This window comes from Actinomyces sp. ZJ308, from assembly GCF_011752065.1.
Taxonomy (GTDB): Bacteria; Actinomycetota; Actinomycetes; order Actinomycetales; family Actinomycetaceae; genus Actinomyces.
Window position 1 is genome coordinate 1 of sequence record NZ_JAAIJY010000014.1, and the last position, 12,648, is coordinate 12,648.

General features: G+C 69.8%; 10 protein-coding genes. 5 read left to right on the forward strand and 5 right to left on the reverse strand.

Going from position 1 to position 12,648, the window contains the following annotated elements; all coding sequences use genetic code 11:
- Positions 1–123 precede the first annotated feature (123 nt).
- Positions 124–741 carry a DNA-3-methyladenine glycosylase I gene (locus HCR68_RS07400; protein ID WP_167148191.1) on the reverse strand — a complete coding sequence of 206 codons (618 nt, stop codon included), beginning with the start codon at positions 739–741 and terminating at the stop codon, positions 124–126.
- Between the two features lie 205 nt (positions 742–946).
- Here HCR68_RS07400 and tsaD point away from each other — a divergent pair, with 205 nt between their 5' ends.
- A complete protein-coding gene (gene tsaD / locus HCR68_RS07405; protein WP_167148193.1) occupies positions 947–1,993 on the forward strand; it encodes a tRNA (adenosine(37)-N6)-threonylcarbamoyltransferase complex transferase subunit TsaD in 1,047 nt (348 codons plus the stop codon).
- On the opposite strand, the gene HCR68_RS07410 is transcribed toward tsaD, so the two are convergent.
- Entirely contained in the window at positions 1,987–2,739 is a 753-nt protein-coding gene (locus tag HCR68_RS07410) for a TetR/AcrR family transcriptional regulator (protein ID WP_208320530.1), read from the reverse strand. The genes tsaD and HCR68_RS07410 overlap by 7 nt on opposite strands.
- 120 nt (positions 2,740–2,859) lie before the next feature.
- On the opposite strand from HCR68_RS07410, the gene HCR68_RS07415 reads away from it, so the two are divergent.
- Positions 2,860–6,672: an ABC transporter ATP-binding protein gene (locus HCR68_RS07415; RefSeq protein ID WP_167148195.1), complete on the forward strand. Its 3,813-nt coding sequence runs from the start codon at positions 2,860–2,862 to the stop codon at positions 6,670–6,672.
- 109 nt (positions 6,673–6,781) lie between these two features.
- Here the strand turns inward: HCR68_RS07415 and HCR68_RS07420 are convergent, their stop codons facing one another.
- Positions 6,782–7,351 (reverse strand): hypothetical protein, encoded by a 570-nt coding sequence (locus tag HCR68_RS07420; RefSeq protein WP_167148197.1) that lies wholly within the window; start codon positions 7,349–7,351, stop codon positions 6,782–6,784.
- Between the two features lie 322 nt (positions 7,352–7,673).
- On the opposite strand from HCR68_RS07420, the gene HCR68_RS07425 reads away from it, so the two are divergent.
- Positions 7,674–8,279: an STM3941 family protein gene (locus HCR68_RS07425; protein WP_167148199.1), complete on the forward strand. Its 606-nt coding sequence runs from the start codon at positions 7,674–7,676 to the stop codon at positions 8,277–8,279.
- Positions 8,280–8,327: 48 nt separating this feature from the next.
- Here HCR68_RS07425 and HCR68_RS07430 read toward each other — a convergent pair whose 3' ends face one another.
- Positions 8,328–9,569 (reverse strand): glutamate--cysteine ligase, encoded by a 1,242-nt coding sequence (locus HCR68_RS07430; protein WP_208320531.1) that lies wholly within the window; start codon positions 9,567–9,569, stop codon positions 8,328–8,330.
- Positions 9,570–9,627: 58 nt separating this feature from the next.
- A complete protein-coding gene (locus tag HCR68_RS07435) occupies positions 9,628–10,938 on the reverse strand; it encodes a class I SAM-dependent methyltransferase (protein WP_167148201.1) in 1,311 nt (436 codons plus the stop codon).
- Between the two features lie 319 nt (positions 10,939–11,257).
- Between HCR68_RS07435 and HCR68_RS07440 the strand changes: the two genes are divergently transcribed.
- Both HCR68_RS07440 and groES read left to right on the forward strand, forming a co-directional pair.
- On the forward strand, positions 11,258–11,971 hold the full coding sequence (locus HCR68_RS07440) for an ElyC/SanA/YdcF family protein (protein ID WP_243858988.1): 714 nt from the start codon (positions 11,258–11,260) through the stop codon (positions 11,969–11,971).
- 250 nt (positions 11,972–12,221) lie between these two features.
- Positions 12,222–12,518, forward strand: coding sequence for a co-chaperone GroES (groES, locus tag HCR68_RS07445; RefSeq protein WP_003781116.1), 297 nt, complete (start codon positions 12,222–12,224; stop codon positions 12,516–12,518).
- Positions 12,519–12,648: the final 130 nt, after the last annotated feature.

Below are 12,648 nucleotides of genomic sequence, written 5' to 3' on the forward strand. Positions count from 1 at the left end.
TCCATGAGCAAGCCGTCCTTCCCAGCAGGAGCGGTGAGATCTGGTGTAACACCACCGATCCTGCGAGGCCCTCACCCCATTGCCCAGCACCCACGCCGACCCACACCCCTTGGACTTACTCATCTAGCCCCAGATCCCGGAGCTGCCTCGGCGATGGGAGCCGACCAGGTGGGTATCGATGATCCCGATCGCCTCCATGAGGGCGTGCATCGTCGTCGGGCCGACGAAGCGGAAACCGCGGCGCTTGAAGTCGCGGGACAGGGCCGCCGACTGCGGTGACTGCGTGGGGATGTCCGCGAGCCGATGGGGCCGGGGCGTCTCCTCGGGCCGGTAGGACCACACCAGCCCCGCCAGGCCGCCGTCGACGTCGCCGGCCTCCCTGAGGCGCAGCGTCGCGCGGGCGTTGGTGATGGTCGCCAGGATCTTGGCCCGGTTGCGCACGATCCCCGTATCCGCCAGCAGGCGGTCCACGTCCGTCTCCTCGAAGCCGGCCACGACCTCGGGGTCGAATCCGGCGAAGGCCTCGCGGAAGGCCGGCCGCTTGCGCAGGATCGTCGCCCAGGACAGTCCCGACTGAAAGGCCTCCAGGCTCAACCGCTCGAAGACGCCCCGCTCATCGCGCACCGGCATGCCCCACTCGGTGTCGTAGTACTCGCGCAGCAACGGGGCGGTGGCGGCCCAGACCGGCCTGGCCAGACCGTCGTCGCCCACCACCAGGTCCGGGTTACCGGGCTCAGTCACGGGTGCCTCCTCGTTCGTCGTGACGTCGTCGTGCCGTCGTTCGTGCGTGTCCGTCGCGCCCGCGAGCCCCGTCTCCACGCGGCCTCTCGATCGGTCGGTCGTCACGGCTGCTGCGACGATAGCCGACACCGCCGGCCCCCGGTAGGAGCAGTGTCGGAAGGCGCCCGGCGTCGGGCTGCATCGGCAGGCGATAGGCTGTGGGCTTGTGAGCGACCCCCTCATCCTCGGCATCGAGTCCACCTGCGACGAGACCGGCGTGGCCCTCGTGCGAGGCCGCGAGCTCCTCGCCGACGTCACCGCCACCTCCATGGACCAGTACGCGCGCTTCGGCGGGATCATCCCCGAGATCGCCTCGCGCGCCCACCTGGAGTCCTTCCTGCCCACCCTCGACGCCGCGCTGGAGAAGGCCGACGTCGATCTGGGCGAGGTCGACGCCGTCGCCGTGTGCGCCGGCCCCGGCCTCATCGGCTCCCTGACCGTCGGCATCTCCGCCGCCAAGGCCCTGGCCGCGAGCCTGGGCAGGCCGATCTACGGCGTCAACCACGTCATCGGGCACCTGGCGGTCGACGAGCTGGTCGACGGTCCCCTGCCCGATCGGTTCATCGGGCTCATCGTCTCCGGCGGCCACTCCAACCTCCTGAGCATCCGCGACATCGCCACCGACGTCATCGAGCTCGGTGGCACCCTCGACGACGCCGCAGGCGAGGCCTTCGACAAGGTCGGCCGGCTCCTGGGGCTGCCCTACCCGGGCGGCCCGCACGTGGACCGGCTCTCTCAGGAGGGTGACCGCGACGCCATCCGCTTCCCCCGCGGCCTGGCCGCGGGCAAGGACCGGGAGCGCCACCGCTACGACTTCTCCTTCTCCGGGCTCAAGACCGCCGTGGCCCGCTACGTCGAGTCCCTGGAGGATGCAGGCCAGGAGGTGCCCGGCGCCGACGTGTGCACCGCCTTCTCCGAAGCCGTCAACGACTCCCTGACGGCCAAGGCGGTTCAGGCCTGCCTGGACACCGGCTGCGACACGCTCGTCGTCGGAGGCGGGTACTCCGCCAACTCCCGCCTGCGGTCCCTGGCCGCCGAGCGCTGCGAGGCCGCCGGCATCACCCTGCGCCTGCCGCCGCTGCGCTTCTGCACCGACAACGGCGCCCAGATCGCAGCCCTGGGCTCGGCGGCCGTGCGCGCAGGCGTGGCCCCCAGCCCCATGGACTTCGCCCCGGACTCAGGGATGCCGCTGGACGTCAGCGTCGTTCAGTGATGGTCGCTCACTGACGCCTGCTGCGTCGTGCCGGCAGCGAGGCCGGCGGCCACGCCCCGGATGATGATCTCGATCTTGCGGTCCAGCCCGCCGCGGTCCAGCCAGCTCTCGTTCGGGGTCAGCGCCTCGGGCAGGGACGGCACCCGGCTGGTGGCCGCCAGGCGGCTCGCCTCCTCCAGCCCCGTGGAACCCCCGCGCCCGGAGGCGAGGGCGTTCTCCGGCGGCTCCTGCCCAGTCGGCGCAGGCAGGCCGGAGCGACCGACGGGGGAGCGCATGACCTCGATCTGTGCGTGCGTGGAGATGACGGTGTCGCCCACGAAGTCCAGAACCACCCCGGCCTCCTCGGCCTGGAGGCCTCCGTCAACCAGCACCTGACACGCCTGGGACACGGGGCCGGCGAAGAGCTGGTGCGCCCACGGCACCCCCATGATGACGCCGGCCAGACCCGGGTACTGCTCCAGCATCCCCCAGACGGCCTCAACGTGTGCCCGGACCGTCTCGGGCCAGCTCCTCCCGGGGCGCGGGACCTCGAGTCGGGAGGCGATCCGCTCCAGGCAGGCGGCCAGCAGGTCCTCACGCGAGGCGATCGTGCGGTACAGCCCGGAGACCGCCACGCCCAGCCGCTTGGCCACCGCGGTCAGCGTGAAGTCCGCGATGCCGAGCTCAAGTGCCGCGTCGACGACGTCGTCGCGCGAGAAACCGGGTCTCGGTCCGGTCGGTCGGCCCAGTCGCGCCAGTGATGCCATGGCAGCACCGTAGTGCGTCGCGACGACGGTTGCTCCCGGTTCAGCGGCGAGAGTAAGGTGTGCCTTATCGAGTTCTGAAATATATTCAGAATTAGAGTCGACGGAAGGATGAGGTTCCTGATGAGCACGCAGACTCAGTCGTCATCGAGGACGTCGCCGCAGCCCTCGGCAGGCGCTCAGGCCGCTGAGGCATCAGGTGAGCAAACCCGGCAGAGCAACGCCCAGCGCTCGCGCGAGGGGCAGGCCGCCATCGCCCGCCTCGGCGCCCCCGTGCGCACCCGCCTGCGGATCGGCCAGGTCCTCGTCCTGCTCTCCGCGGTTCTGGCAGTGGCGCCGTACGTTGCGCTGGTCCAGCTCGGCGACATCCTTCTGCGCGCCTACCGGGCCGGGGTGGGGCCCGACCCGCAGCAGGTGCGCTCCGCCGTCATGATGCTCGTGAGCACCTACTCCGCCCGCCTGCTCCTGTACTTCCTGGCCCTGCTCATCACCCACCTGGCCGACCTGTCCCTGCGCGACCGGCTGCGGCGCGACATCGTTGACCGCATCTCCCACGCCCCGCTGGCCTGGTTCACCGCCTCCACCTCCGGACGGATCCGCAAGGCCGTCCAGGACGACACGACCCTGGTTCACACCGTCATCGCCCACGGCCCCGTCGAGCGTCTCAACGCCGTCGTCACTCCGCTGGCGCTGCTGGCGTGCGCCTTCTGGATCGACTGGCGACTGGCCCTGCTGGCGGTCTCCACGCTCGTCCTCTACGTGCTCACCTACTCGGTGTCCATGCGCGGCATGAACGAGAAGACCGTTGAGATGGACCGCAAGCTCGCGGCCATCTCCTCCACCATGGTCGAGTTCGTCTCCGGCATCGGTGTGGTCAAGGCCTTCGGGCGGGTGGGGCGCGCCCACTCGGCCTACCTCACCGCGGCCGACGAGTTCTCCGCCTTCTACCGGGCCTGGGCGATGCCCCTGGTGACCATCACCTGCCTGTCCTTCACCTGGGTCTCGATCCCGGTGCTCCTCCTGGTCAACCTCGGCGGCGGGGCGCTGCTCATCCAGGCCGGCGCCGTCACCCTGCCCCAGGTCCTGGCCACGACCCTGGTCGCCCTGGTCCTGCCCGCCGCGCTCATCACCATCGCCTCGATCTCCTGGTCCTACCAGATGGCCGGAGCGGCGGCCCTGCGCCTGTGCGAGGTCCTCGACACCCCCGTTCTGCCAGCCGCCGGCCGCCCTGAGCGGCCCCGCGCAGCACTCGTCGAGATCAATCGCGTCTCCTTCTCCTACGGGGAAACCCTCGCCGTCGACGACGCCTCTCTCGTCCTGGAGCCGGGCACCGTCACGGCCCTGCTGGGTCCCTCCGGATCGGGCAAGTCGACACTGGCCACCCTCATCGCCCGCTTCGCCGACCCCGACGCCGGAGCCGTGCGCATCGGCGGGGTGGACCTGCGGGACATGGATGAGACGACTCTGTACTCCACCGTCTCCTTCGTCCTCCAGGACGCCCAGCTGCTCGGGACCACCGTGCGGGAGAACATCGCGCTGGGACGCCCCGACGCCGACCTGGACCAGGTACGAGCCGCCGCCCGTGTCGCCCGCGTCGATGAGGAGATCATGGCGCTGCCGGACGGCTACGACACCGTCCTGGGGCAGGACACCGCCCTGTCCGGAGGCCAGGAGCAGCGCATCGCCATCGCCCGTGCCGTCCTGCTGGACACTCCCGTCATCCTGCTCGACGAGGCCACTGCCATGGCCGATCCCGAGTCCGAGGCCGAGATCCAGGAGGCGCTCAGCGCCCTGGTCGAGGAGCGAACCGTTCTGGTGATCGCCCACCGCCCGGCCGCCGTGCGCGGCGCCGACCGCATCGCCGTCATGGAGCGTGGACGCATCGTTGCTGCCGGCACCCATGACGACCTCGTCGACGAGCCCCACTACCGGGCCCTCCTGCGGCAGACCGGCGAGCTCGACGGCGCCTCCGGCCCGGCTGGCGAGAGCCCCATGACCGGGACGGACGGGCTCGCCCCGGCTGGCGAGAGCCCCGTGACCGGGACGGACGGGCTCGCCCCGGCCGACGACGAACCGGCCAGTCAGGTCTCTGCCGATCGGTCCCCGGACGCCGCCGACCAGCTGGACCACGCCGGTTCCGTCACTCCGGTCCCGACGCCGGTCACCGGTGCCTCCGGGGCCGTGCGCTCCCTGCTGGCCCGCTTCCGCAGGCTCATGCTCGACTCCTCCTGGAGCCAGACGCGCACGAGCCTCATCCTGGCGGTCGCCAACGGCCTCGCCTCCGGGACCGCCCTGGTCTCGCTCCTGCCCGCCTCGGTCGCTCTGGGCAGCGGTGCGCCCCGATGGGGACTGTCCTTCGGCGGATGGCTCGTCGTCCTCATCGTCTGCGGCGTCGTCGCCGCCGTGACCGAGTTCCAGGGACAGCGCCGAGGAATGTCCGGGGCGCTCGGCTTCATGCACGACGTCCACCACGCGGTCGGCGACCGGATCGCCCGCCTGCCTCTGCGATGGTTCAACGCCGACTCCGCGGGGACCCTGTCGCGGGCCGTCAGCCAGGAGATGGTGGCCCTGGGGGAGTCCGCCGCCCACTTCATGTACATGCTCACCTCCACGACTGCCGCCTGCGTCGTCGTCTGGGCAGGCTCGTGGGCCTGGGACTGGCGCCTGGGCCTCCTGCTGACGGTGGCCGCCCCCCTGTTCGCCGGACTCGTGCGCACCGCGCGCCGTCTGATGGACCACGGAAAGTCGATCTCCGAGCCCGCCGAGCGCGAGCTGGCAACCCGCGTCGTCGAGATCGCCCGCTGTCAGGGGGCCCTGCGCTCGTGCCGGGCCGCCACCGGTTACAGCCGCCTGAGGGCCGCCTTCGACGACGGAGTCCGTGCCTCAAGGCGCGCCCTGTGGTGGGAGACCGCCGGCAACGTCGTCAACGGCGCACTGAGCCAGGTCGTCGTCGTGGCCATGATCGGCCTGACCGCCTCCTTCGCCGTCTCCGGAACCATGGAGCCGCTCGTGGCCGTCGCCATCATCGGCATGTGCCTGCGATTCACCACCATGCTCGACGACATCAGCGGGGCCGTCATGGGCATGGAGGAGCGTCGCCAGATGATGAACCACCTCGACGCCGTCATGGACGCCGAGCTCATGGCCGAGCCGCAGACCCGTGCCACGCTGCCCGATCCAGGTGCCGTCGAGCTCGACGACGTCGTCTTCGGCTACCGCGCCGGCGATCCCGTCCTGGCCGGGGTGTCGGTGAGCGTGCCCGCACGCACCATGTGCGCGATCGTGGGCCCCTCGGGCAGCGGCAAGACGACCATCGCCCGCCTGGTCGCCCGCTTCTGGGACACCGACGCCGGGACTGTGCGCGTAGGCGGTACCGACGTGCGTGATATGCCGACCGCCCAGCTCATGGAGCAGCTCTCCATGGTCTTCCAGGACGTCTACCTCTTCGACGACACCCTGGACGCCAACATCCGTATCGGCAACCCGGCGGCCGACGACGATCAGGTGCGCTGGGCAGCGGACCTCGCCGGCGTCACCGAGATCGTCGACCGTCTGCCCCACGGCTGGGACACCCGTGTGGGCGAGGGCGGGCGGGCCCTGTCCGGCGGCGAGCGCCAGCGCGTCTCCATCGCCCGGGCCCTGCTCAAGCGCGCACCGGTCGTCCTGCTCGACGAGGCCACCAGCGCCCTGGACGCGGAGAACGAGGCCAATATCGTGGCCGCGATGCAGGAGCTGCGACGCACCTCGACGCTCATCGTCATCGCCCACAAGCTCGAGACGATCGCTGCGGCCGACCAGGTCATCGTCCTCGACGACGCCGGACACGTCGCCCAGCACGGACGGCACGAGGACCTTGTGACGGCCGACGGCCCCTACCGCAGCTTCTGGGAGCAGCGCACCCGGGCCCGCGGTTGGCAGCTCGTGTCAAAGAGCTGAGAACCGTTGGCCGGGAAGTAAGAGTCCGGCCCGTGCCCGGTCCGAACCGGACCGGGCACGGGCCGGGTCGTGTGAGGCGCTGCCGAGATGCTGCCGGCGTACGGGGGCGTTATCCGTTCATGGGGTCCATGGCGTTGATCCGTTCAACGATTCGCTCCGCCCGGGCCTCGGTGCGTTTGCGGAAGATTCCCTGGGCGTAGGCGCCGGGCAGGACGACCTCCTTCTCGTCGAGGGCGACAACGACCTTGCACACGGTCATTGACCAGCTGCCGTACATGTGAGCGGTGCTGATCCAGATGCGATTATGGGCCTGCTGCCAGCTCAGCTTCTTCACACGTCCAGTGGGCGAGTGAAGCTCAAGTCCCTCGGAGCTGACGACGGTGCGGATGCGCGTCACGCCGATCGGTACCGCGAGCAGAAGTAGCCCGAAAACGGCGATGGCGGCGCTGACGGCAGCAATTTCTCCGAGGGTTCCTCGTGTGATCCCTACTGTCACCATGAAGGCGGCAAGACCGATCAGGGCGACGCCTACCAGGCCAGTGAGAACCCCGCACAGGAGGGTGAGCCATCCCGGGCGGACGGTCAGCGGCGGCCGTCCGCCCGCGGGCGGCTGAGACGGGGTGCTCGCCCGGTTGGTGGGGAGAGTGTCAAGAGAGGAGTGGGAGGGGAGTGAAGTCATGGGCGCGAATGTAGACTGAGTAATATTGAAACGCAATCTTTCGACGCATTAAGACGACCTAAATTAGGCTGCGTGGAAAATATGTGATGCGGGTGGGTGTGGTATGGCGCTCTCCGTGTCGTGGGCGGGTTCTGCGAAGTGGTACCTTGGTCCTGTGTTGGCGCGGAATCTGATGGTTGTATCAGTTGTTTTCGAGCTGGATTTGAAAATGATCCATATCATTCCAGGCCTATTATTGGTGCTTGTTTTGCGGCATGGTTGACGCGTATCGTTCCCTCCTGCGTTCCCCGCTGTTTTTCCTGGATGAAGAAAAGGAGAATTCGTGTCCGCTCCTTCTGCCGCTGTGCACGCCGATCCCTCAGCCCGTGTTCTCACCGCCAGCTCTGCGGTGCTTCGCGGAAAGATCGGAGCGTTCGCTGTCTTCGTGCTCGTCGGGCTGGTGAGTGTGTGCCTGTGGACGGGATTCCCGGTGGACCTGATGTCGCAGTCCCGCAGGCTGCCCATGTTCGCGATCATGGGCATGGTGGCGTGCGTCATCGGGCTGCCGCTGAGCCTGGTGGATCTGTGGCGCTATCTCTCCGGTCCCAAGCCGACCCTGGTCATCGACTCCGTGGGAGTGCACGACCACCTCAGTCGCGACTCGGTGGGTCTCATCCGGTGGGAGGAGATCGAGGGATTCAATGCGCGCACGCTCAACGGCTGGCTCAAGATCGGCAACAACGACTGCGTCCTGGTCTACCTGCGCGCGCCACAGGCAACCCTGGAGCGCCTGCGTCCCACGCTGCCGCCCCGAGTGGTGCGCCGGATGGAGAGGAGCTTCTCCCATGGTCACACGACGATCCCGATCCCCGCTCTTCTGGGGATCCCCGTCACCAGCATGACCAGCCTCCTGCGTGACGAGATGGGGAAGCGGACCGGTCGCTCCTGACCCGGTTGCCTGCACCGCCGAGACGTCCGGCGGTCCAGGGCGGACTTATCAGGACCTGGCCGCCATTGAGAGCACCTCGGTGGGACGCAGGGGCCTGCCGGCGCGGGCCTCGGCCAGCAGCAGCCTGACAGCCGCCTCCCTCTGCCCCCCGTAGGCCCCGACGGCGGCGATCTGGCGCTGGTAGGAGGCGCCCGTCTCCAGGGTGGCGCGCACGGATTCCAGCTCGGCGGCGCAGCCGAGGTCCTCGGCGACGGGTGCCAGCTCGGTGAGCATCCGCTCGACCGTCTCGCCCACCAGTTCCTCCTCACCGGCGGAGTTGACGATGAGGATCGCGTCCATGCCGTAGCGGGCCGAGCGCCACTTGTTCTCGGCGACGTACCAGTCGGGCATCGCATCGAGCTCCTCGCCCCGGTCCAGGGTGCGGGAGAAGGACTCCACGAGGCACTGGGTCAGCGCCGCGATCCCGGCCAGCTCGGTCAGGTTCGTCGCGGCGTCGCAGGCCCGCACCTCGATGGTCCCCAGGCGCGGGGAGGGGCGCACGTCCCAGCGGATCTCGGTGAAGTCCTCGATGACGCCGGTGTGGACCAGGTCCCCGGTGTAGCTCTCCAGCTGCTCCCAGGTACTGAACTGCTCGGGCGCGCCGGCGGTGGGAAGCTGCTGGAACATCATGGCCCGGTTGTCCGCGTAGCCCGTGTCCGCTCCCGCCCAGAAGGGCGAGGAGGCGCTCAGGCACTGCAGGTGCGCGGTGCGCGTGAGCAGTGCCTTGAGGATCGGCAGGACCTTGGCCCGGTCCTCAACCCCGACGTGCACGTGGGTGCCGAAGATGAGCATCTGGTGACCCCATAGCCGGGTACGGTCCACCAGGCGGGCGTAGCGCTCGGCGTTGGTCACCTTCTGCACCAGAGGGTCGGCGAAGGGGTGGGTGCCCGCAGAGGCCAGGTCCACGCGCAGGGGATCGGTGACCGGAAGAACCCGGTCGAAGGCGAGTGCGATGTCCTCCACGCACTGGGCCACGGTCCGGCGCGCCCCGGAGACCAGCTCGATGGTGTTGAGCATCATCTCGCCGTGCACATGCGGGTCCGAGCCCACTTTCTGGAGGATCTCCTCGGCGCACTGGCGTAGGTCGAGGCTGTCGCGGTCGATGAGCGCCAGCTCCCACTCCACCCCCAGCGTGGACCGGGCCGAGCTGGCGAAGGGCAGTGACTGGGGACGGCGGGCCGGCGGCAGCTGAGAGCCCGTGGAGGCGGGTGAGGTGCTCGGGTTCGTGGTGGTGTCAGTCATGTCCTGCATGTCCTGGTCGTCTCCTCGGGGTCCTCAGGTCCTTGGCGGGCACTGACGGGGTTGGTCTCTAGTCGCTGGAGGGGGCGCTGTCGCGTCGATGGGCTGATGGCTCAGCCGGTGAGTCAGTTGGTAGGTCGCTGACAATGGGCTCGACGACGAGGACGGCCCCCTTGGCCTTGTCTCCCACGCGGGTGAGGATCCAGGTCTCCGACTCCTGGCCGCTGAGCCTCAGTGAGGCGCGCAGCGCGTCGGGGGAGACGTCGACCCCGCGCTTGAGGATCTCCAGGCTCCCGACCCTCAGCTCGCGGGCCCGGGCCCGCAGGGACTTGAGCCTCAGAGGCAGGATCTCGGTGAGCCGGAAGGAGCGCACGAAGGGGGCGGTCGCTGCGTCGGGAAGGCTCTCCGACGTGAGATAGCCGATCCTCGGCCCCACCGGGCGGGCGCCCAGGGCCTCGCAGAGGTGGGCGACGAGCCCGGCGCGGATGGCGGCGCCGTCGGGCACGTGGATGATGCTTCCCAGATCGTCGGGCGAGCCGATCGGGTCGACCTGGACCGGTGGCTCGGAGGGATCGGTGCAGCTGGGGTCGGTCAGTGTGTAAGCCCTCGCGCCGTCGGCCCCGGAGCGCAGAACCAGGGCGGAGCGCCCGGGGCCCTCGGGGGCGAGCGGACCGCACCAGATGGTGGCCTCAACGACGTCGCCGTCCACACTCACCCACTGGGTGTGGGAGTCGGGTGGTAGAGCGGCGTGGTCGATGCCGGGGGCGACCTTGACACCGAGAGCGGGGACGGACTTGCGCAGCGCGAGCACCCGCGACAGAGCCGGAGACCACTGCTCGGGGTCGGCGATGCGCCGCCCCTGCGCCCGGCGGGCCGGATCGGCGAAGACGGCGTCGACCCCGCGCTCGGTCAGGTCGATCTCCAGGGCGTCGGCGCACTCGACGCTCGCGTGCGGGAAGGGCATGAGGTTGATGGTCGCCAGAGCGGCCGTGGCCTCATCATGGTCGACGGCGAGCACCGGCAGGTCGAGCCCGGCCAGGGCGACGGCGTCGCCGCCGATACCGCAGCCCAGGTCCGCGACCTTCGTCACGCCCGCCGCCGCGTAGCGGGCGGCGTGGTGGGCCGAGACCGCCAACCGGGTGGCCTGCTCCAGGCCGTCGGCGGTGAAGAGCATCTGCTGGGCGAAGGGCCCGAACTTGGCCGATGCCCGGGCGCGCAGACGCTGCTGGGTCAGTGCGGCCGCCACCAGGGCGGGGGAGTGGCCCTCCTCGCGCAGGGAGCGTCCCAGCGAGAGGGCCTCGGCCGGGTCGTAGGGGGGCAGGGAGGACAGAAGCTCCCAGCCCTCGGGCGTCAGGAGGAGCGCGACGTGGTTCTCAGCCATCACCCCGATCATTCCACGGCGGACCTGCCGGCGCGCGTGATGTTCACTGGGTGGAGCGAGAGGAGGACTGAGAGAGGGGCGAGGGGGCTCATCAGGGCGGGCGGATGACCGGGTGGGGCTCTGGGCGAGTAAGGTTGTGGGCCGGTGTCCCACATGCCGGTGGGGCCGCGGCCATGGATGAGGGTCATGGACGAGGGGCTTGGACAGGAAGACGGATGGGTGGCCGATGACTGACGAGGAGCCGCGATTCAGTGCGACCAGCGCATCTGATGCCATGACGGATGACGGCGAGGGTGACCGGCAGCCGGATCCTCGTGCTGTGAGCCGTCGCAGGGGTCCTCTGCGGCGGTTGGCGCGGATCCTGCTCGTTGTCGTCGGGATCGTTAGTCTCATCACGGCCGGGGCCAGTATCTGGGCCTGGACCGCCAGCGCCGGGCACATCGAGGTCGCCGGTGGGAGCAACGGTGACGGCGGTGATGACGGTGCTGCGCGGGCCCCGGTGGCGATCGTCCTGGGGGCCGCCGTTCACGCCGACGGGCAGCCCTCGCCCTGGCTGGCCTATCGTCTCGACGTCGCCGCAGATCTCTACACCAGCGGCCGGGTCGAGGCGATCCTCGTCTCCGGGGACAACCGGCGAGTCGGCTACGACGAGCCCACCGTCATGCGCGGCTACCTCACCTCCAAGGGCATCCCCGGTGAGGCGATCGCCCTGGACTACGCGGGCTTCGACACCTATGACACCTGTGTGCGGGCCCGCAGGATCTTCGGGATCGAGCGCGCCCTGCTCGTGACCCAGGACTTCCATGAGCCGCGCGCGGTCGCCATCTGCCGCGCCGTCGGCGTCAACGTCGAGGGCGTGGGCGACTCGCGTGCCCGCCGCGACCGCATCAGCTGGGCCGTCAGCTGGACGCGTGAGCGCCTGGCCACGATCAAGGCCGTCACCGATGTCCTCTCCCGGCGCGAGCCGACCCTGGGGCGCCGCGAGGCGAGCGTGGGAGAGGCCATCGCCTGGACACGGGAGCACCGGCGCTGACGAGGGCTGACGCCCATGGCGAAACCATCGCCACGCTTTGGCACTCGCGTTGACTGAGTGCTAACGCCGTCGTAGATTCTCCGTCAGGCGCAGCGGAGTGCTCGCCCTGGTCCTGGGACGCAGGCGGGCGCCCTCTGCGACTCGCACTCCTGCTTCGTGCCGGACCGGCCCCCGCGACGGCGGTCGGGTACGCCTCGGGAGGGCGATCAAGCCGTTCTACTGCACGTTGAAGAGAAGGAGGAGGTCTCCGATGTCGATCTCCATCAAGCCGCTCGAGGACCGCATCGTCGTCCAGACCGTTGAGGCCGAGCAGACCACCGCATCCGGCCTGGTCATCCCCGACACCGCCAAGGAGAAGCCCCAGGAGGGCAAGGTCGTGGCCGTGGGCCCCGGCCGCGTCGACGACTCCGGCAATCGGGTCCCGGTCGACGTCGCCGAGGGTGACGTCGTCATCTACTCCAAGTACGGGGGCACCGAGGTCAGCTACGCCGGTGAGGACTACCTCATCCTGTCGGCCCGCGACGTCCTGGCGGTCGTCACCAAGTGACCCGCTGAGATCATGTGCGCCACGCGGCGCCATGACGTGTTGAGGGGGAGGCGCCTTGTGGTGCCTCCCCCTCAACACGTGTGCGCAGAATGTCTGCTGCATGTCTGCGCCGTGCCCGGACAATTGTCCG